The following is an 18,775-nucleotide window of genomic DNA, read 5'->3' on the forward strand; positions in this document are numbered from 1 at the left end:
CGTCATTCCAGGGCCTTCAGCTCATAGGGCAGGGCACGCGGCTGCAGCAGCGCACCGTCTGGCGACCCGAGATGCAGGCTGCCGGCGTCCAGTGCCGCAATCTTGGTCTCCGCCAAGATCAGGCTGCGGCCGTCGTCGCGCGTGGCCGCCAGGGCCACCAGACCCGCCGGTTGGCCCGGGTCTTCGCTGTGAAAGATCTCCTGGCCGGGCAAGGCCTGACCCTGCAGCTCGTACAAATAGGTGCGGCGCTTGAGCGTGCCACGGTACTGGCTGCGCGCCACCACCTCCTGGCCGGGGTAGCAGCCCTTCTGAAAATTCACCCCGCCGAGCAATTCCAGGTTCAGCATCTGCGGCACGAACTGCTCTTGCGTGGCCGTCTGTACCCAAGCCAGACCGGCTGCAGCCTCCAGCCAAGCCCAGTCCTGCAGGCTCAAAGCGGGCAGGCTGGGTGCGGCCGCGCCAGCCGCCTGAGCCCACAGCCAGCGGCTGTGGCCGGCCGCATCGGGCAGGCGGATGCGCACGCCTGCCTCCTCGCGCTGCAGCGCCCAGCGCGCGCCTTCCTGCGCCGGAGCGATCTCCCCCCACAAGGCCCAGTCGGCACTGGCATCACTGAGCTTGCACTTGGCTCGCATCACGAACATGGATAGGCGTTTGAGCACGGCGGGCAGAACATCGGCGGGCAGGGCCAGCAACACGTCCTGCTCGCCGTCCTTCCAACCCACCAGGGTGGCCAACAAGCGCCCCTTGGCGGAGCAAAAACCCGCCAGACGCGCTTCATTCGGACCCAGCAGGGCGAAGTCCTGGGTCAGCTGGCTGTGCAAAAACTTGGCGGCGTCCTCGCCCTGGGCACGGATGACGCCCCAGTGGGGCAGGCGCAGAGCAGCGGAAGAAGGGAGTTCAAGGTTCGTCGTCATGGGCCCGATTATCATCAGCGCCCGAAACAAATCGGCCGCGCAAGGGTTTTGATGGCAAGGACGAGAAGCAAAACAAGAACAAGAACCAAGCGGGCAGGGCGAGGCTCCGGTCTGCTGGCCTGGATGCTCGGCCTGTTCCTGCTGGCCCTGCTTGCCGCAGGCGCGGCAGCCGGCGCCGCCTGGTGGTGGCTGCAAGCCCCCATGCAGCTGCGCAGCCCGACCGTGGAGCTGTCCATCGAGGCCGGCAGTTCGCCTCGCGAGGTCGCGCAGGCCTGGGTCCAAGCCGGTGTGGGCGAAGATCCGCGCCTGCTCTACCAATGGTTCCGCTGGTCCGGCCAAGCGCGCCAGATCCGCGCCGGCAGCTATGAGATCCACCATGGCGCCACGCCGCGCGACTTGCTGGCCAAGATGGTGCGCGGCGATGAAGTGCTGGAGCAGCTGCGATTGATCGAGGGCTGGAATCTGCGCCAGCTGCGCGCGGCCCTGGCCCGCGCCCCCGCGCTCAAGCAGCAGACCGCGGGCTGGAGCGAGGCCGAGCTGATGGCCGCCCTGGGCGTGCCAGGCCAGGCGGCCGAGGGCCGGTTTTTCCCCGACACCTACGCCTACAGCCGGGGGGTCAGTGACCTGACCGTGCTCAAACGCGCGCATGCGGCCATGCAGAAACGCCTGGACAGCGCCTGGGCCGGCCGCAGCGAAGGCTTGCCGCTCAAGTCCGCCGACGAAGCCTTGATCCTGGCCTCCATCGTCGAGAAGGAAACCGGTGCGCCGGCCGACCGCCAGCTGGTGGCTGCCGTCTTCATCAACCGCCTGCGGATCGGCATGCCGCTGCAGACCGACCCGACCGTCATCTACGGCCTGGGCGAGAAGTTCGACGGCAATCTGCGCAAGCGCGACCTGCAGACCGACACGCCTTTCAACACCTACACCCGCGGCGGCCTGCCGCCGAGTGCGATCTCCATGCCCGGCGTCGCCTCCTTGCAGGCGACCTTGCATCCGGCGCCAAGCCGGGTGCTCTACTTCGTGGCCCGCGGTGATGGCAGCAGCGAGTTCAGTGAAGACCTGGCCGCGCATAATCGCGCGGTCAACAAATACCAACGTGGCCGCTGAAGCGCGCGAGCCTCAGTCGTCGAAATCGAAGCCAAGAATTGCCCCGTTCCGTGAACCCAGCCCTTTCCTCCAGCGCCCGTTTCATCAGTTTTGAAGGCATCGATGGGGCGGGCAAGTCCACCCATATCGAGGCCCTGGGCGAGCGCCTGCGCCAGCGCGGCGCCGAGCTGGTCCACACCCGCGAGCCCGGCGGCACCGAGTTGGCCGAGAGCCTGCGCGAGCTGATCCTGCACCGCGGCATGGACAGCCTGACCGAGGCCTTGCTGGTCTTCGCCGGCCGGCGCGACCATCTGCAGCGCGTCATCGAGCCAGCCCTGGCCGCCGGCAAGACTGTCCTCTGCGACCGCTTCACCGACGCCAGCTTTGCCTACCAGGGCGGCGGGCGTGGCATGGACCTGACCGTGCTGGAGACGCTGGAGCAGTGGGTGCAGGGCGGTCGCCAGCCTGACTTGACCTTCTGGTTCGATCTGGACCCGGCGATCGCCGCCCAGCGCCGCGCCGCCGTGCGCGAGGCCGACCGTTTCGAGAAACAAGACCTGGATTTCTTCACGCGCGTGCGCTCAGGTTATGCCGCGCGCGCCGCCAACGCGCCGCAGCGCTTTGCCCGCATCGACGCCAGCCTCTCGGTGGCCGAGGTGGCCGCCCAGATCCACGCGGTTCTGGAGGCTCGAGGATGGTGAACGAAGCGCTGAACGAAACGCTGAACGAAGGCGGCGCCCAGCGTCCGCTGCCCTGGCTGGCCGAGCCCTTGCGCCAGGCCCTGGCCACGGCGCGCTCGCATGCCTTGCTGGTGCAGGGCCCGGCCGGGGTCGGTCAGCTCGATCTGGCCTTGCTGCTGGCCCAGGCCTGGCTGTGCGAGGCGCCGCTGGACGGCGGCTTCGCCTGCGGCCACTGCGCCAGCTGCAAGCTGCTGCATTCCCACACCCACCCGGATTTCATGCTGCTGCTGCCCGAAGCTTTGCGCGAGCAGCTCGGCTGGGGCGCCGAGGCCGAAACCGGCCGTGACGGCGAGCCCAAGGCCAGCAAGACCAAGCCCAGCCGCGAAATCAAAATCGAGGCCGTGCGCCAGATGCTGTCCTTTGCCCAAGGCACCAGCTCGCGCGGCCGCGCCAAGGTCGTCGTGGTCTACCCGGCCGAGGCGCTCAACACCGTGGCGGCGAACGCCTTGCTCAAGACCCTGGAAGAGCCCGGCGGCAGCCTGCGCTTCGTGCTGGCCAGCAGCGCGCCGGAAGGCCTGCTGCCCACCATACGCAGCCGTTGCCAGCCCGTGCCCCTGGCTTTGCCGCCCGCCGCGCCCTGTCTGCAATGGCTGAAAGAGCAGGGCGTGGAATCCCCCGAGGTGCTGCTGGCTGCGGCCGGCGGCCGGCCACAGGAAGCGCGCGACTGGTTCGAGGCTGGACTGCGCGCCCAGGCCTGGACCCAGCTGCCACAGCGCCTGGCCCGGGGCGAGGCGGCGGCGCTGAGCGACTGGTCGCAGCCACGCGCCATCGACGCCTTGCAGCGCCTTTGCCACGACCTGCTGCGCCGGGTGCATGGCGCCGCGCCCAGCTATTTCCCGGCCGAGTCCTTGCCCAGCCCCAAGCTGGCCGGTCCGCTGCACGAGTGGGAGGCCGTGCTGCGCCGCGCCGCCCGCCATGCCGAACATCCGCTCAATGCCGGCTTGCTGATGGAATCTCTGTTTGCTCAAGGGCAGCAGGCCTTGCAGGCGGCCAGCCGATCAACGGCAGCACGCCGGGCCTGATTGACGCTTCGGGCCGGTACGCGCTTCGCTACACTGGCGGCCATGGACAACTCCGCCGCCAAACCCGCCTCGCTCGGCCTGACCACCTCGCTCGGCGCTGCCGCGCCCGCCAATGGTGCCGCCGCTGCTGCCGCCGCGGGCCCACGCCCCAGTGTGATTCAGCTGGTGTTTCGCGAGAAGGGCGCGCTGTACGCCGCCTACATGCCGCAATTCCTCGACGGTGGTCTGTTCGTGCCAACCACGCGCGAGTACCGCCTGGGCGAGGATGTCTATCTGCTGCTGGCCCTGCCCGATGACAACCAGCGTTATCCCGTGGCCGGCAAGATCGCCTGGCTGACGCCGGTCAATGCCTCGGGCGGGCGCACCCAAGGCGTCGGCGTGCGCTTTCCCGCCGATGAGAAAAGCCGTTTGATCAAGCTGCGCATCGAAGAAATCCTCGGCACCCAGATTTCGTCTGCCAAGCCGACCCAAACCATGTGAAGCGGGCAGGCGTCCTGCACTGGGGCGCCTTGTTTAAGCTTTCACGCCCACCTTGTTTCCCGCCCCATGTTCATCGATTCGCACTGCCACCTGAGCTTCCCCGAGCTGCACGCCCGCTTGCCTGAAATCCTCGGAGAAATGATGGTCGCGCAGGTGGAACAGGCCATCTGCATCTGCACCACCATGGAGGAATTCCCCCGGGTGGCTGCGCTGGCAGCCGAACATGAGCAGCTCTTTGCCACCGTGGGCGTGCACCCGGACAATGAAGACGTGCATGAGCCCAGCGTCGACGAGCTCGTGCAAGGCGCACAGGCGCCCAAGGTGGTGGCCATCGGTGAAACCGGCCTGGACTATTTTCGCCTCAATGGCCGCAGCATCGAGCACGATATGGAGTGGCAGCGCGAGCGCTTTCGCACCCACATCCGGGCCGCACGTGCGGTGGCCAAGCCCCTGGTGATTCACACCCGCAGCAGCGCCGCCGACACCTTGCGGGTGCTGGACGAGGAGGGCGGTGAACAAGCCGGCGGCGTTTTCCATTGCTTCACCGAAAGCCTGGCGGTGGCGCAGGCCGCGGTTGAGCGCGGCTACTACATCTCCTTTTCCGGCATCCTGAGTTTCAAGAATGCGCAGGACCTGCGCGATATGGCCAAAGCTCTGCCGGTTGAGCGTTTGTTGATCGAAACCGACAGCCCCTATCTGGCGCCAGTGCCTTACCGCGGCCGGACCAACAGCCCCGCCTATGTGCCCCATGTGGCGGCGGCTTTGGCGGCGGCCAAGAATATGTCCATCCCCGAGCTGGCCGCGCAGACGACGGCCAACACGCGGCGGCTGTTCGCACTGCCGGCCTGAGGCACATGGGTCGGTACGCTGCCTGGCTCTGTTTGGGTCTAGCCCTGACGGCCGGCCTCGCGCAGGCCGGCCCAGCCGATGATCTCGTGCTGGCTGCCGAGCTGGACAACGGCCGCGAAGTCATGCGCTTGCTGGTGCGCGGCGTCGACCCCAATGCGGCCGATGCCCGGGGCCGCAAGGCCCTCGAAGTGGCCTTGCGCGAAGATTCCGGGCGGGCGCTGGACAGCCTGCTCAGCCACCCGGGTAGCGATGTCAACGCCGCCAACGCCGCGGGCGAAACGCCGCTGATGCTGGCCGCGATTCGTGGCCGCCTGGACTGGGTGCAAAAGCTGGTGCGCCGCGGCGCCCAGATCCACAAAGAGGGCTGGACACCTTTGCACTACGCCTGCAGCGGCCCGGACAACGGCGTCGCCCTGTGGCTGCTCAGTCAGGGCGCCGAGCTGGAGGCGCGTTCGCCCAATGGCAGCACGCCGCTGATGCTGGCCTCGCGTTATGGCGCCATGGACTTGGCCGAGGCCTTGCTGGAAGCCGGCGCCGACCCAGCGCTGCGCAACGAACAGGGCCTCAGTGCGCTCGAGTTTGCCCAGGCGGCCGGGCGCAACAAACTGGTTCAGCGGCTGCGTCAAGGACAGCAAAGTCGCGCCGGCAAACTGCCGTAAAGCCGGACCAATGGCTTGCTTTTTCGCCAGCGCGCGCAGCAAGCACCTAGGAAGTTCACTGACAAGGCCTTTGGCTACCAGCCGACTGTCGAACACAAGCCCGGGCTCCTAAAGTTGCTTACATCTTGAGACGCATACAGCGACTCGACAGCGACAGACCCACAGGAGACCGACATCATGTTCAACGCACAAACCCACAGCCTCATCAGCCCCTTCGCCATGCTGATCGATCCCGAGCAGGTGGTGCGCGCGATGGAGCATTCCGAGCGCCTGAACCGCCTGCACAGCCGCGTCTACCGCCCGCTGGACAAGCCCTTGATCGCCAAGAGCGCCGTCGCTGCGGCCGACTTCGACCGGCTGATTGAAGATGCCGCCGACGAAGGTGATGACGGCATCGACCTCGTCGCCAGCGCAGGAAACTGAGCGCTGCGTCCAGACTTCGGCCAGCTCTAGCCGAAGTATCGCCATATTCTTTGCCGCTTGATCCTGCAAAGGGGTCAAGCGGCTTTTTCAATGGTTCTGCCAGGTTCGCCATGAGCAGCGAAGGCTGGTCCCTCCAGCGCAGGCTCAGCCCCTTATTATCGACAATGTGTATTATGTAAAATCACATTTCGAGTTTATGCGGCTGAATCTGAGGCTGATCGCACTACTTGCGCCACTGCGAATCTACTTCATCTACAAGGGCGAACCCGACTGGACTGCTGTCCGGCCGACACACCAGGCGCAAGGACTACCGCAGACTGAGAATGGCGACACCAAGTCGCCAGTGCCTCAGGCCACCGCACCAAACAGGATGCCCGCGCCTGCGGTGATCGCCATCGCGAGCGCCCCCCAGAATGCAACACGCCAGGTACCGCTCCACAGGGGCGCGCCGCCGAGCCGCGCCGAGGCGGCCCCGAGCCCGGCCAAGAAGGCCAAGGAAGCCAGAGACACCCAGGGAATCAGCTGCGCCGGTGAGGCCACGGCGACGACAGCAATCGGCAAGACCGCGCCCACCGAGAAGCTGGCCGCCGAGGCCCAGGCCGCTTGCATCGGGCGCGCAGCGGTCGTGCTTGAGAGCCCCAGCTCGTCACGGGTGTGGGCATCCAACGCATCGTGGGCCATCAACTGGGCCGCCACCTGCTCGGCCAGCGCCAGGTCCAGGCCCCGGGCCACATAGATGCCCGCCAGTTCATGATGCTCACCCACCGGGTCCTGCTTCAGCTCCTCACGCTCCCGCGCAAGGTCAGCCTTTTCCGTGTCTTCCTGCGAGTGCACGGACACGAACTCGCCCGCCGCCATCGACATGGCACCGGCGATCAGGCCCGAGACACTGGTCAGCAGAATGGTCCTGTGCTCCGCCCCTGCGCTGGCCACGCCCAGCACCAAGCTGGCCGTCGACACAATGCCATCGTTGGCACCAAGCACCGCCGCGCGCAACCAAGCGATGCGATCACCGCGGTGCCGTTCGGCATGGCCACTCCCAGGTCTGGCCTTCACAGCGTCCGTTTCAACGTGTTCATAGGCTGCGGCTGCGGCCTGCAGTAATCCGTCGAATCTTGGGTCTAGCAATTGCGACGGTCATGCTGCGACCGGCGAGTACCCTGCTCGCTTGATCGCGTCGCTGAGCTGGCGGGCCGTCGCGCTGCTGGGTTCGATCTCGACCGTGAAGGTGGCCAGATCCACCCGGACCAGCGCGCCGTGGTCCACCTCCTTGAGCGCCTTCGTCACCGCACCGGCACAACGACCGCATGTCATATCACTGACCTGAAAAGCAATCATGGCCACTCAGCCCTCCAAGGTTTCAATGTCAGCCAGGTTCCGACCCGCTGAGGGCGCACCGTCGAAGGCCAGGTACTCTCGGCCATCGGCCTGTTCGACGATCGTGAAGCTGCGCGCAGGGCAGCGTTCCTGGGAACTGAACACCGCGACGACTTGGGCGCCGTCATGCATGGCGTCCACGACCTCGGAAGCAGCGGCCACGACGCGAGTGCCGAGTGCATGGTCTGAGCCCATGCTCACCTCACACCAGAGCACTTCGCTGACCTGCCCATCGGCGCCCATACGGAGCTTGGACACTTCAAAGTAGCGGCCGTTCTCAGTGGCCATCGGTCGGGAACGTTCACCCTGGTAGGTCATGGTGCGGACTCCGTTGAGACAAGCTTGTAGATAAAGCGGGTTCGGGCAGGCAGGGGCTCAAAGGCATGGCGAATGCATCGCGGTCTCGTCCGACGCTGGACCTGAGGAAGGAACAGTCGGCGCCCGCCCCAGCTGCGGCGCAAACTGACCCAACACGCGCCTCAGAACACCGAACCTGGGTGATGGGGTTTCCACCGCGCCGCGCTGCGTCGAGAGGCTGGAGCTTGGTGATGCGTGAGCGGGATTCATGATGCAGTCTGGGCCCAGGATCGCCCCCGCACCGTTCGTTGCCGCACCGAATGCACAAAGCCGGCACAAGCGCCATCGCTCATACAACCCAAGCACCGGTGGGCGGCAAGTCCTTCACTCATTGCGGCGCGAGCAAGCGCAACCAGATCTCATTGCGGCGCATGAACCAAGGCGTGAAAGGCGCGTTGTAGCGTGAGTACACCGGCGCGCCCTGCCATGCCAGGTCGGCCGCGCGCAGCGCCGCCTCCAGCTTCGCGAGATGCTCACCGTCGTTCGAGGCCGACCAGAAACCCGAGTAGCGAATCACGGCGACCTGCTCGGGCAGCACCTCGCGAAGCTGGACACGCGCATCCAGCGGTTCCGGCGCGTTGGCGGCCGTCACGCCTTTGGGCAAAACAAACTGCACCAGGAAACCGCCCGGTGCAGCGCTCTGAGTGACCGGCGCCGTCATCTCGAGCTTCATCGGCACAGCAGCCTGTGTCACGGGCGCCGTCATGGCGAATTTCCGCTCGCCCTTGTTCTTGCCGAAGATATAGCCGGCCAGGATGGGAAATGCCTGGCTACCGGCCTCACCCGCCGGGCCGGGCACCACGACCTCGGCCACTGCATAGGCGGCGTACTGGCGCAGCTCGATGCCCGCGACTTCGCGCAGGACTTGGTAATCGGGCTCTTCGGTGGCGTGGCTGGGCATGGCGATGGTGGTCAAACACAGGGTTGAAAACAGGACGGCGGCGCCCTTCGAGCGCGCGCGACGGGACGGCACTCGGCGCAGCAACGCCAGCGCAGGCATGCGAAGCCCTAGCTGGGGAGACGCCAGAGCCTTGGCGACATTGAAAATACTGAGGGGCCAAAGAGATCCACTCATTGCAAGACCTTTTCTGTGCTTGTGTGCCTGCCTTGGAATGGGTCCGGTGCAGGGTCGAAGCGGGCGCAGAAATTGCGAACCTGGCTGGCATTCGCCAGGGCTGGATTGGCTTTTACAGGAAACGCGAGATCACGGTCGCAAGCGAAGCACTGCACCCGGTTTTCAACGTGGGGAAAAATCGATCACCACGCGTGAAGGCACTTCGCCCTTGGCCAGGCGCTCAAAGACCTGGTTGATCGCTGACAGCGGCTGCAACTCGATGTCGGCCTTGACCTTGCCGTCGGCGGCGAAGGCCAAGGCCTCAGCCATATCGCGCCGGTTGCCGACGAAGGAGCCGCGGATGGTGATGCACTTGGCCACCACCTCGAACAGCGGCGTCGGGAACTCGCCGGGCGGGATGCCGACCAGCACGCAGCAGCCATGTTTGCGCGTCATGCGCACACCTTGCTCGAAGGCGGGCAGCGAGGGTGCGGTGATCAGCACGCCGTGCGCGCCGCCACCCGTGGCCTGGACGACCGCGGCCACGGCGTCCGCCTGCTTGGCATTCACGACCGCATCGGCACCCAGGCGCGTGGCATGCGCCAGCTTGGCATCGTCGATGTCCACCGCGCACACATGCAGGCCCATGGCCTTGGCGTATTGCACCCCCAGATGGCCCAACCCGCCGATGCCTGAGATCACCACCCACTGCCCGGGCCTTGCTTGGGTTTCCTTCAAGCCTTTGTACGAGGTGATGCCGGCGCAGATCAACGGCGCGGCCTCGACCGCAGACAGGCCGGCGGGGATGTGGGCGACATAATTCGGGTCGGCGAGGATGTATTCGGCAAAGCCACCGTTGCGCGTGTAGCCGCCAAACTGCGCGTCGGCGCAGACCGGCTCTTGGGCGGCCAGGCAAAACTCGCAGTGCCCGCAAGCCGAGTAGAGCCAGGGCACCCCGACGCGATCGCCCTCCTTCACCGCCCGCACACCGGCGCCGAGCGCGGTGACGATGCCGATGCCCTCATGCCCCGGTGTGAAGGGCAATGGCGGCTTCAGCGGCCAATCGCCGTTGCGCGCATGCAGGTCGGTGTGGCACACGCCGCAGGCCTCTGTCTTGACCAGAATCTGCCCGGGGCCGGGCGTGGGCACCTCGAGCTCCTTGAAAACCAGCGGCTGGCCGAACTGTTCGACCTGCGCGGCTTGCATCGTGTGTGTCATGGCTGTGTCCTTGGCTTTACGGTGGTCGGGCAGCGATCGGAGGCCGAGATCGGAGCTCAAGCCGGCGCCGGGGCGTCGCCGGAGCGCACCAGCTTTTTGTTGACGAACTCATGGATGCCCAAGCTGCCCAGTTCACGGCCGTAACCGGAACTCTTGATGCCGCCGAAAGGCAGTTCGGCATCGGCCCAATCGATGTTGTTGACGAACATCATCCCGGTGTCGACGCAGCTGGCGACGCGTTTGCCGCGCGCTTCGTCTTGGGTCCATACCGAGCCGCCCAGGCCGAAGTCCGAGTCGTTGGCCAGGGCGATGGCTTGCTCCTCCGTCTTCACCCGGAAGAACGAGACCACCGGGCCGAAGAACTCGTCGCGGAATGCCGGGTTGTTGGGAGCGATGTCGGTGAGGATCGTGGGCTGCATGAAGGCGCCGGGCCGGGCCATGCGCCCGCCTCCCAGCAGGAGCTTGGCGCCGCCCTGCACCGCGGCGTCCACCTGAGCCAGCAAAGTCAGCAATGCCGCCTCGCTGGACAGCGGGCCTAGCGTGGTGTCCTCGTCCATGGGGTCGCCTGGACTCAGGGCTTGCAGTGCGCGCTTGAATTTGGCCAGAAACTCGTCGGCAACCGACTCCATCACGATGAAGCGCTTGGCCGCGCAGCAGGTCTGCCCCGCGTTGTACATGCGGCCCCAGACGGCCCAGGGAAGCGTCTTGTCGAGGTCGGCGTCGTCCAGCACGATGAAGGCATCGCTGCCGCCCAACTCCATCGTCGACTTTTTCAGGTTCTGGCCGGCGCGGGCCGCCACCTTGCGCCCGGCCGCCGCGCTGCCGGTGAGCGCCACGCCCTTGATGCGCGGGTCGTCAATCACGAGGTCGGACTGCTCGTAGGAGATCCGCAGATTGGTGTAGACACCGACGGGGGCGCCCGCGTCGAGCAGCAGCTTCTCGAAGGCGATGGCACATTGCGGCACGCTGCCTGCATGCTTCACCACCAGCACATTGCCGGCCATCAGCTGCGGGCCGGCGACGCGAGCGAGCTGGTAATACGGAAAGTTCCAGGGCTCAACACAGAACAACACGCCGAGCGGAGAGCTTTCGATGTGGGCCTGGCCATGCTTCGGGTGCAGCTTCTGGTGGGACAGGAGCACTTGGGCATGCTGGGCGTAATAGGCCAGGATGTCAGCACTGAACTTGACCTCGGCGCGCGCCTCATCGATGCGCTTGCCCATCTCCAGCGTCGCCAGCTTGGCGAAGTCATCGACATGGGCATGCAGCAAGCTCGCCGCCTGTTTCACGATGGCGGCCCGTTCGGCGTAGCTCTTTCGCTTCCAAGTCTCGAAGCCGCTCTGCGCTTGCGCCAGGGCCTGTTCAAGCTGCGCAGGACTCATGTGCTCGAAGCTCTGCAGCAGCTTTCCGTTCGTGGGGTTGATGCTTTGGTAGGCCATGGTGATGGATCCTTGGGTACAAGTGGGTCAGGCCGCCATGGCGGAAGCGTCGGTGTCGATCGTGGCGCCGCTCGAGTAGAAGATCGCCATCCATGCGTCCGACTTGGGTGCGGTGGAGTGAGCAGCCTGCGCGCCGCCCGGCTTCGGGTCTGTTCGACGGCGCACCCTGCATGGGGTGCCGCTTGTACAAGCCGCTTGCGAGGCTCTTGTGTGAGCTAGCGCACTGACGCTAGTGGCCGGCATCCCTAGGGTGGGTACTGCAGTCGAGAAAGCCAAGGGCGCCGCAGCCCAATTGAGCCAAGGACCGCAACTGACGTTCCAGGCTCACACAAGGACTCCGACCCCATGACTTCGACACGCAAGGCCTACTTCATCGGCGGGGGCATCGGCTCGTTGGCCGGTGCGGCATTCCTGATCCGCGACGGCGGCATGCCGGGCGCCAACATCCGCATCCTGGAAGCCGGGCTGCTCATGGGCGGCAGCCTGGACGGTACGGGCGACGCCGAGCGCGGCTATTCGATGCGCGGCGGTCGGATGCTGACCACCGACAACTACGAGTGCACGTGGGAGCTCTTCAAGTCCATTCCGTCCATCACCCGCCCCGGCCTCAGCGTTTTTGACGAGACCATGGAGTTCAATGAGGCTCACGTCTCCAAGGCGATGGCGCGGCTGGTGGACGGCAGGCGGGCCAAGGTGCCCGTGGCCTCGATGGGGTTCTCGATGCACGACCGGCTGGAGCTGCTCAAGCTGGCCAATGCCGATGAATCGACCTTGGGCGCGAGCTGCATCACCGACCATCTGTCACCCGCCTTCTTCCAGACCGAGTTCTGGTTCATGTGGGTCACCACCTTTGCCTTCCAACCCTGGCACAGTGCCGTCGAATTCAGGCGCTATCTGCACCGCTTCATGCTGGAGTTCTCACGCATCGAAACGCTGGCTGGCGTCAAGCGCACGGTGCTGAACCAGTACGACTCGCTGGTCGTGCCCCTGCTGCGCTGGCTGGAGGCGCAAGGCGTTCATCTGGTCAATGACTGCACGGTGACCGACATCGACGCCCGGGAGGAGTCTGGCCGCCTCGAAATCTTCAGCCTCAGCTGTGAAGACAAAAACGTCGGCCGTGATCAGGTGACGACCATGCTCTCGGTCAAAGACGAGCTCGTGTTCCTGCAGAACGGCTCGATGACCGATGCCTCCAGCCTGGGCTCCATGAGCACAGCGCCGGCGAAATTGAAGAAGTCCCATAAGAGCAGCTGGACCTTGTGGGAAAAGCTTGCCAAGGGCCGGCCCGCCCTGGGCCGACCCGAGGCTTTCAACAGCTGCGTCGCCCAGTCGGACTGGGCCTCCTTCACCGTCACGCTGAAGGACCCGGCCTTCTTTGACCAAATGCAGCGCTTCACGGGCAACGAGGCCGGCACCGGCGGCCTGGTGACCTTCAAGGACTCGAACTGGCTGATGTCCATCGTGCTGGCGCACCAGCCGCATTTCGCCAATCAACCGGCGGACGTGCAGGTGTTCTGGGGCTACGGGCTCTTTCCCGATCGCATCGGTAACTTTGTGGCCAAGGCCATGGCCGACTGCACTGGCGCGGAACTGCTGCAGGAGCTCTGCGGCCACCTGCGCTTCGACCCCGAGACAGTGGCCAGTGCCAACTGCATTCCCTGTCGCATGCCCTACATCACCAGCATGTTCATGCCACGCGCAGCAGGCGACCGCCCCTTGCCCGTGCCGGAGGACACAGCGAATTTCGCCTTCATCAGCCAGTTTGTCGAGATCCCCCTGGACACCGTCTTCACCGTGGAGTTCTCGGTGCGCGCGGCGCAGATGGCGGTCTACCAGCTGCTCGGCATCACGAAGCCGATTCCCGCGGTGAGCGCGCATGACAAGTCCTTGCACGCGCAGTTCGAAGCGCTGGTCAAGGCGCTGAAGTAAACGGAGCAGCGCGTGATCCAACGTATCTTGATGGGCTCGGTGATGGTGCTGCTCCTCGTGGGCTGCGTCGGTATCAGCTGGCGGCCAAGCATGGCGCCGGTCGCGCCGCCTGCGGCCACCAGCTTCACACCGACGCAGGTGGCATTCGGCGCGCAACTCGCCGCCGCCGGCAATTGCGCAGCCTGCCACACGGCTCCGGGTGGAGCCGCCTTCGCCGGCGGCCTGGGTCTGGAAACCGGCTTCGGCCTGGCCTACAGCAGCAATATCACACCGGACCCGCAGACCGGCATCGGCGGCTGGTCGGAGGCCGCCTTCGCCCGGGCGATGCGCGAGGGCGTGGACCGCGAGGGCTCGCACCTGCTGCCAGCCTTCCCCTACACACACTTCACCAAGCTGAGCGACGCGGATGTGAAGGCGCTCTACGCCTTCTTCATGACGCGCCCTGCCGTGGTCGCCGAGGAACGCGAGAACACGATCAAGTTCCCCTTCAATGTGCGCGCCTTGCTGGCCGGCTGGAAGCTGCTCTTCTTCGATCGCGGCGTTTATCAGAACGTCAGCGGCAAGAGCGAGGTGTGGAACCGCGGCGCCTATCTTGCCGAAGGCCTCACCCACTGTGCGGCCTGCCACACACCGCGCAACCGCTTCGGCGCCGAACAAAGCCAATTGGCCTATGCCGGCGCGCCCTTTGAAGGCTGGCTGGCGCCGGCACTGAATGCTTCCAACCCAGCCCCCCTGCCCTGGATCCAGCAGGACCTGTACGACTACCTGCGCAGCGGTGAGTCAGAAGCGCACGGCGTCGCGGCCGGCGCCATGGCCAGCGTTGTCCACGATGGACTGGCGAAGTTGCCCGATGCCGACCTGAGGGCGCTGGCGACCTACTTTGCCGACATCAACGGGTCGGCAGCTCGGGCGCCCACGGCTGCAGCCGCCTTGGCCCTGGCCGCTTCGCGCAGGCTGGTCGATGCCGGCCGCGAGAGCGAACCCGGCGCAAACCTCTACCTGGCCGCTTGCGCGTCTTGCCACTACAGCGCCGCAGCCCCAGCGCCGGCGGTGCGCGGCAGCCTGAGTTTGAGCAGCGCCCTCACGTCCGACGACCCGGCCAACTTCATACAGACCGTGATGCACGGCGTCGGCGGCGCCGCTCAAGGCAGGACCACGGGCCCCTATATGCCTGGCTTTGCACTTGCACTGACCGACACCGACATCGCCCTGCTGGCCGCCTACTTGCGGCGCACGCGCAGCGACCAGCCGGCCTGGCTGAATTTGCCCGCCGCCATTGCGGCGCGCCGCCCCCCAACCGCCGCCACACCATGAGCACAGCAACGACACCCGCCACCAGCAGCACCTTTCATCTCAATGGCCAAAGCATCATCGTGACGGCCAGCCCGGACACGCCTTTGCTGTGGATCATCCGCGACGTGGCAGGCCTGACCGGCACCAAATTCGGCTGTGGCATCGGCCTGTGCGGCGCCTGCACCGTGCACCTGGGCCGGCGGGCGGTGCGCTCCTGCATCACGCCGCTCAGCGCCGTGGCCGGCGCGCAGATCACCACCATCGAAGGCTTGTCGGCCGACGGCCAGCACCCGCTGCAAAAGGCCTGGGTCCAGACGCAGGCGCCGCAGTGCGGCTACTGCCAGTCGGGCCAGATCATGCAAGCGGCGGCGCTGATCCGTCGCTTCCCAAAGCCCAGCGATGAGGACATCGATTCGGTGATGAACGGAAACCTCTGCCGCTGCATGGCCTATGTGCGCATCCGCCAGGCCATCAAGATTGCAGCGGCCGAAGTCCAGGGGGCAGCGTCCCATGGCTGACATCGCCGACCAGGTGCCGGACCCAAGGCGGCGCGTCTTCCTGATCAGCGCGACCGGCAGCGGCTTCGCCATGGCCTTCGCGCTGCCGCAGCAGGCTCGGGCGGCCGACAAGGCCGGCGCCGCTGAGAACAGCGCCCTGCCCTTTGAACCGACGATCTGGTACGAGATGGACCGGGACGGCATCGTCACGGTCAACATCATCCGCGCCGAGATGGGCCAGCATGTGGGCACGGCGCTGGCGCGCATCGTCGCTGATGAGTTGGAGCTCGACTGGGATTCGGTGCGGCTGCGCTATGTGGACACCGATCCCAAATGGGGCACCATGGTGACCGGCGGCAGCTGGTCGGTCTGGCAAAGCTTTCCCTACCTCAGCCAGGCCGGTGCCGCGGGGCGCATGGCCTTGATCGCCGAAGGCGCGAAGCTGCTGCGCGTGGGCGAGGCCAGCTGCACGGCACGCAATAGCAGGGTCAGCGGCGCCGGTCAGTCCATCAGTTATGCCGACATCGTGCGGCGCGGCCAACTCGCCCGCAGCTACACGGCCGATGAACTCAAGGCCATGCCCATCAAGGCAGCCGCCGAGCGCCGCCTGATCGGCTGGCCCACGGCTGCCATCGACATCCCCGGCAAGACCACCGGCGCGGCACGCTACGGCCTGGACGCGCAAGTGCCCGGCATGGTCTACGCCCGGCCCAAGCTGCCGCCCACGCGCACGGGCTGCCGGGTGAGCGCCATCGACGACAGTGCGGCGCGCAGCATCCCGGGCTACCTGAAGAGCCTGGTGCTGGAGGACCCCTCAGGCACCGTACCGGGCTGGGTGGTGGTCTGCGCCGATTCGTTTTTCGCGGCCAGCCGCGCGGCCGATCGGGTGCAGGTGACGTGGACGAGCAGCCCTGCGGCCGCGGTGTCGGAGGCCGACCTTCAGGCGCGCGGGCTGAAGCTGGTCTCGGACGCGACAGGCGGCTCGCTGGTGGTCGAGGACGCCGGGGTCGATGCCGCCTTCAACACTGCAAAGTCGACTTTGGAGCGCGACTACACGACGGCCACCGTGCTGCATTTCCAGCTCGAGCCGCTGAATGCGTTGGCCTTTCTGAAGGACGGGCGCTGGGAGATCCACACCGGCAACCAATGGCAGTCGCTGATCCTGCCGACCCTGGCCAAGGCGCTGGGCGTGCCCGAAGCGCAGGTGCTGATGCGCAGCTACCTGATCGGCGGAGGCTTCGGCCGGCGCCTGAACGGCGACTACGCGGTACCCGCCGCACTGGCCGCCCAAGCCCTGGGCCGGCCGGTGAAGCTGGTGTGGACGCGCGCCGACGACGTGCGCTTCGACTCGCCGCGCTCACCCTCGGTGCAGCGCCTGCGCATGGCCTTTGGCGCCGACGGCCAGGTCACCGGCATGCAGCACCACGCCAGCGCCGGCTGGCCCACGCGGGTCATGGTTCCGGCCTTCATGCCCAAAGGCAAGAACGGCGCGCCCTACGACCCGTTCGCGATCTCAGGTGCCGACCATTGGTACTCGGTCGGCGCACAACGCGTGCGCGCGATTGCTAACGACCTGGCCAACAACACGTTTCGCCCCGGCTGGCTGCGCTCGGTGGGGCCAGGCTGGACCAACTGGGCGCTGGAGTCCTTCATGGACGAAGCGGCCCGAGCAGCGGGCATGGACCCGCTCGCCTTCCGCCTGCGCCTGCTGGCGGGCAATGGCAAGAACGGCATCGGCGGTGCGGTTCGCCAGGCGCAGGTTTTGCAACGCGCGGCAGACAAAGCCGGCTGGGGCAGCAAGATGCCAGCAGGCACCGGCTTGGGCCTGGCCACCACCTTCGGCCAGGAACGCGACATGCCCACCTGGTGTGCCTGCGTCGCGCGGGTGCGGGTGGAGCGCAGCAGCGGGGTCGTGAAGGTCGAGAAGCTCACGGTGGTGGTCGACGCCGGCACCATCGTCCACCCCGATGGCGCGCTCGCGCAGGTCGAGGGCGCCTCGCTCTGGGGCTTGAGCATGGCTTTGTTCGAAGGCACCGAGTTCGTCAAAGGCCAGGTGCGCGACACCAACCTCAACACCTACACACCGCTGCGCATGCGAGACGTGCCGCCCATGGACATCGAGTTCATCGCCAGCACCCTGCCGCCCACCGGCCTCGGCGAACCCGCCACCACGGTCGTCGGGCCCGCCATCGGCAATGCGCTCTTCGCCGCCGTCGGCGTTCGCCTGCGCCACCTGCCGATGCGCCCGGCCGATGTGCTGGCCGCGCTGAAGCAGGGTTGATCCACCACCCCAGGGATTCACCATGACACAGAGCCCCAGCATCAACCGGCGCATCGTCCTGAATGCGAGGCCTCGCGGCGCGCCAACGGCCGCAGACTTTCGCCTCGACACCGTGCCCGTCCCGAAGCCTGAGGCGGGCCAGGTCTTGTTGCGCACGCTCTACCTCTCGCTCGACCCTTATATGCGCGGGCGCATGAGCGATGGCCCGTCCTACGCCGAGCCGGTGGCCCTCGGCGAGGTGATGGTCGGCGGCACGGTGTCGCGCGTCGAGGCTTCAAAACATGGCGACTACAAGGTGGGGCAGCTGGTGCTGGGCTACGCGGGCTGGCCGGACTATGCGCTGTCCGACGGCACGGGCCTCAGCCCCATCGCCTACGAGGAACGTCATCCCTCGCGAGCTCTGGGCGTGCTGGGCATGCCGGGTTTCACGGCCTACATGGGCTTGTTGGACATCGGGCGCCCGGTGGCCGGCGAGACCGTCGTCGTGGCGGCCGCCAGCGGCCCGGTCGGCTCGGTCGTGGGCCAGATCGCGAAGCTCAAAGGCTGCCAGGTCGTGGGCATCGCGGGCGGCGAGGACAAATGCCGCTATGTCATCAACGAGCTGGGTTTCGATTTCTGCGTCGACCACCGTGCGAACGACCTGCCCCGTCACCTGGCGGCGGCCTGCGCCCAGGGCATCGATGTGTACTTCGAGAACGTGGGCGGCGCCGTGTTCGATGCGGTGATGCCGCTGCTCAACAACAAGGCCCGCGTCCCGGTGTGCGGGCTGGTCTCTGCCTACAACGCCACCGCGCTGCCGTCCGGCCCGGACCGTCTGGGCCAGCTGGTCGGCACGCTGCTGCGCAAGCGCATCAAGATGCAGGGCTTCATCGTCTTTGACGACTACGGATCGCGCTGGAGTGAGTTCGCCGGTGCGATGGGCGAGTGGGTACAGCAGGAGCGCATCAAGGTCCGGGAGGACATCATCTTCGGCCTGGAAAACGCAAGCGAGGCCTTCATCGGTCTGCTCGAAGGCCGGAACTTTGGCAAGCTGGTCATTCAGCTGGCCCACGAGTGAGGCGAGCAGGGGCGGTGTGAGCGGCACGGCCACGCTTGGTGGCGCGCAAGCGGACGCCGCCCTTTGCTTTGTGAACTTCATTCCGCCTCGTGCGGCGCCG

Annotated in this window: 19 protein-coding genes; 12 read left to right on the forward strand and 7 right to left on the reverse strand. The window is 66.6% G+C overall.

Going from position 1 to position 18,775, the window contains the following annotated elements:
* Positions 1 to 2: 2 nt before the first annotated feature.
* Positions 3 to 914 (reverse strand): CAF17-like 4Fe-4S cluster assembly/insertion protein YgfZ, encoded by a 912-nt coding sequence (ygfZ, locus tag LNV28_RS15140; protein WP_263517211.1) that lies wholly within the window; start codon positions 912 to 914, stop codon positions 3 to 5.
* Between the two features lie 123 nt (positions 915 to 1,037).
* Between ygfZ and mltG the strand changes: the two genes are divergently transcribed.
* From mltG to LNV28_RS15175, 7 genes are all read left to right on the forward strand, one after another.
* On the forward strand, positions 1,038 to 2,021 hold the full coding sequence (mltG, locus tag LNV28_RS15145) for an endolytic transglycosylase MltG (protein ID WP_263517212.1): 984 nt from the start codon (positions 1,038 to 1,040) through the stop codon (positions 2,019 to 2,021).
* Between the two features lie 50 nt (positions 2,022 to 2,071).
* A complete protein-coding gene (tmk, locus tag LNV28_RS15150; protein ID WP_263517213.1) occupies positions 2,072 to 2,701 on the forward strand; it encodes a dTMP kinase in 630 nt (209 codons plus the stop codon).
* Positions 2,695 to 3,762: a DNA polymerase III subunit delta' gene (gene holB, locus LNV28_RS15155; protein ID WP_263517214.1), complete on the forward strand. Its 1,068-nt coding sequence runs from the start codon at positions 2,695 to 2,697 to the stop codon at positions 3,760 to 3,762. The genes tmk and holB overlap by 7 nt, the downstream gene beginning before the upstream one ends.
* Positions 3,763 to 3,804: 42 nt before the next feature.
* Positions 3,805 to 4,242, forward strand: coding sequence for a PilZ domain-containing protein (locus tag LNV28_RS15160; protein ID WP_263517215.1), 438 nt, complete (start codon positions 3,805 to 3,807; stop codon positions 4,240 to 4,242).
* A 66-nt stretch (positions 4,243 to 4,308) separates the two neighbouring features.
* Positions 4,309 to 5,091, forward strand: coding sequence for a TatD family hydrolase (locus LNV28_RS15165; protein ID WP_263517216.1), 783 nt, complete (start codon positions 4,309 to 4,311; stop codon positions 5,089 to 5,091).
* A 5-nt stretch (positions 5,092 to 5,096) separates the two neighbouring features.
* A complete protein-coding gene (locus LNV28_RS15170; protein WP_263517217.1) occupies positions 5,097 to 5,750 on the forward strand; it encodes an ankyrin repeat domain-containing protein in 654 nt (217 codons plus the stop codon).
* 177 nt (positions 5,751 to 5,927) lie between these two features.
* Complete coding sequence (locus LNV28_RS15175; RefSeq protein ID WP_263517218.1) at positions 5,928 to 6,173, forward strand: hypothetical protein; 246 nt, start codon at positions 5,928 to 5,930, stop codon at positions 6,171 to 6,173.
* 348 nt (positions 6,174 to 6,521) lie between these two features.
* On the opposite strand, the gene LNV28_RS15180 is transcribed toward LNV28_RS15175, so the two are convergent.
* From LNV28_RS15180 to LNV28_RS15205, 6 genes are all read right to left on the reverse strand, one after another.
* Positions 6,522 to 7,229: a VIT1/CCC1 transporter family protein gene (locus tag LNV28_RS15180; RefSeq protein ID WP_263517219.1), complete on the reverse strand. Its 708-nt coding sequence runs from the start codon at positions 7,227 to 7,229 to the stop codon at positions 6,522 to 6,524.
* 81 nt (positions 7,230 to 7,310) lie between these two features.
* On the reverse strand, positions 7,311 to 7,511 hold the full coding sequence (locus LNV28_RS15185) for a heavy-metal-associated domain-containing protein (RefSeq protein WP_263517220.1): 201 nt from the start codon (positions 7,509 to 7,511) through the stop codon (positions 7,311 to 7,313).
* 6 nt (positions 7,512 to 7,517) lie between these two features.
* On the reverse strand, positions 7,518 to 7,868 hold the full coding sequence (locus LNV28_RS15190; protein WP_263517221.1) for a hypothetical protein: 351 nt from the start codon (positions 7,866 to 7,868) through the stop codon (positions 7,518 to 7,520).
* A 367-nt stretch (positions 7,869 to 8,235) separates the two neighbouring features.
* Positions 8,236 to 8,808 (reverse strand): SOUL family heme-binding protein, encoded by a 573-nt coding sequence (locus LNV28_RS15195; protein WP_263517222.1) that lies wholly within the window; start codon positions 8,806 to 8,808, stop codon positions 8,236 to 8,238.
* 336 nt (positions 8,809 to 9,144) lie between these two features.
* Positions 9,145 to 10,179 (reverse strand): zinc-dependent alcohol dehydrogenase, encoded by a 1,035-nt coding sequence (locus LNV28_RS15200; protein WP_263517223.1) that lies wholly within the window; start codon positions 10,177 to 10,179, stop codon positions 9,145 to 9,147.
* 56 nt (positions 10,180 to 10,235) lie between these two features.
* On the reverse strand, positions 10,236 to 11,618 hold the full coding sequence (locus tag LNV28_RS15205) for an NAD-dependent succinate-semialdehyde dehydrogenase (RefSeq protein WP_263517224.1): 1,383 nt from the start codon (positions 11,616 to 11,618) through the stop codon (positions 10,236 to 10,238).
* 345 nt (positions 11,619 to 11,963) lie between these two features.
* On the opposite strand from LNV28_RS15205, the gene LNV28_RS15210 reads away from it, so the two are divergent.
* Genes LNV28_RS15210 through curA form a run of 5 tightly spaced genes read left to right on the forward strand, consistent with a single transcriptional unit; the run spans position 11,964 to position 18,675 of the window.
* The gene (locus LNV28_RS15210; RefSeq protein WP_263517225.1) at positions 11,964 to 13,547 is read left to right on the forward strand and encodes an oleate hydratase; all 1,584 of its coding nucleotides are present in this window, start codon (positions 11,964 to 11,966) and stop codon (positions 13,545 to 13,547) included.
* A 12-nt stretch (positions 13,548 to 13,559) separates the two neighbouring features.
* Complete coding sequence (locus LNV28_RS15215) at positions 13,560 to 14,861, forward strand: cytochrome c (protein WP_263517226.1); 1,302 nt, start codon at positions 13,560 to 13,562, stop codon at positions 14,859 to 14,861.
* Positions 14,858 to 15,358 carry a (2Fe-2S)-binding protein gene (locus LNV28_RS15220; protein WP_263517227.1) on the forward strand — a complete coding sequence of 167 codons (501 nt, stop codon included), beginning with the start codon at positions 14,858 to 14,860 and terminating at the stop codon, positions 15,356 to 15,358. Before LNV28_RS15215 ends, LNV28_RS15220 begins: the two co-directional genes overlap by 4 nt.
* Positions 15,351 to 17,618 (forward strand): xanthine dehydrogenase family protein molybdopterin-binding subunit, encoded by a 2,268-nt coding sequence (locus tag LNV28_RS15225; protein ID WP_263517228.1) that lies wholly within the window; start codon positions 15,351 to 15,353, stop codon positions 17,616 to 17,618. Before LNV28_RS15220 ends, LNV28_RS15225 begins: the two co-directional genes overlap by 8 nt.
* A gap of 22 nt (positions 17,619 to 17,640) precedes the next feature.
* On the forward strand, positions 17,641 to 18,675 hold the full coding sequence (gene curA / locus LNV28_RS15230; RefSeq protein WP_263517229.1) for an NADPH-dependent curcumin/dihydrocurcumin reductase: 1,035 nt from the start codon (positions 17,641 to 17,643) through the stop codon (positions 18,673 to 18,675).
* Positions 18,676 to 18,775: the final 100 nt, after the last annotated feature.

This window comes from Paucibacter sp. DJ2R-2 (assembly GCF_025717675.1).
GTDB lineage: Bacteria > Pseudomonadota > Gammaproteobacteria > Burkholderiales > Burkholderiaceae_C > Paucibacter_A.

Coding starts and splice junctions, on each gene's coding strand:
- ygfZ (WP_263517211.1), bottom strand. CDS start 914: ATGACGACGAACCTTGAACTCCCTTCTTCCGCTGCTCTGCGCCTGCCC.
- mltG (WP_263517212.1), top strand. CDS start 1,038: ATGCTCGGCCTGTTCCTGCTGGCCCTGCTTGCCGCAGGCGCGGCAGCC.
- holB (WP_263517214.1), top strand. CDS start 2,695: ATGGTGAACGAAGCGCTGAACGAAACGCTGAACGAAGGCGGCGCCCAG.
- LNV28_RS15160 (WP_263517215.1), top strand. CDS start 3,805: ATGGACAACTCCGCCGCCAAACCCGCCTCGCTCGGCCTGACCACCTCG.
- LNV28_RS15165 (WP_263517216.1), top strand. CDS start 4,309: ATGTTCATCGATTCGCACTGCCACCTGAGCTTCCCCGAGCTGCACGCC.
- LNV28_RS15170 (WP_263517217.1), top strand. CDS start 5,097: ATGGGTCGGTACGCTGCCTGGCTCTGTTTGGGTCTAGCCCTGACGGCC.
- LNV28_RS15175 (WP_263517218.1), top strand. CDS start 5,928: ATGTTCAACGCACAAACCCACAGCCTCATCAGCCCCTTCGCCATGCTG.
- LNV28_RS15185 (WP_263517220.1), bottom strand. CDS start 7,511: ATGATTGCTTTTCAGGTCAGTGATATGACATGCGGTCGTTGTGCCGGT.
- LNV28_RS15190 (WP_263517221.1), bottom strand. CDS start 7,868: ATGACCTACCAGGGTGAACGTTCCCGACCGATGGCCACTGAGAACGGC.
- LNV28_RS15195 (WP_263517222.1), bottom strand. CDS start 8,808: ATGCCCAGCCACGCCACCGAAGAGCCCGATTACCAAGTCCTGCGCGAA.
- LNV28_RS15200 (WP_263517223.1), bottom strand. CDS start 10,179: ATGACACACACGATGCAAGCCGCGCAGGTCGAACAGTTCGGCCAGCCG.
- LNV28_RS15205 (WP_263517224.1), bottom strand. CDS start 11,618: ATGGCCTACCAAAGCATCAACCCCACGAACGGAAAGCTGCTGCAGAGC.
- LNV28_RS15210 (WP_263517225.1), top strand. CDS start 11,964: ATGACTTCGACACGCAAGGCCTACTTCATCGGCGGGGGCATCGGCTCG.
- LNV28_RS15220 (WP_263517227.1), top strand. CDS start 14,858: ATGAGCACAGCAACGACACCCGCCACCAGCAGCACCTTTCATCTCAAT.
- LNV28_RS15225 (WP_263517228.1), top strand. CDS start 15,351: ATGGCTGACATCGCCGACCAGGTGCCGGACCCAAGGCGGCGCGTCTTC.
- curA (WP_263517229.1), top strand. CDS start 17,641: ATGACACAGAGCCCCAGCATCAACCGGCGCATCGTCCTGAATGCGAGG.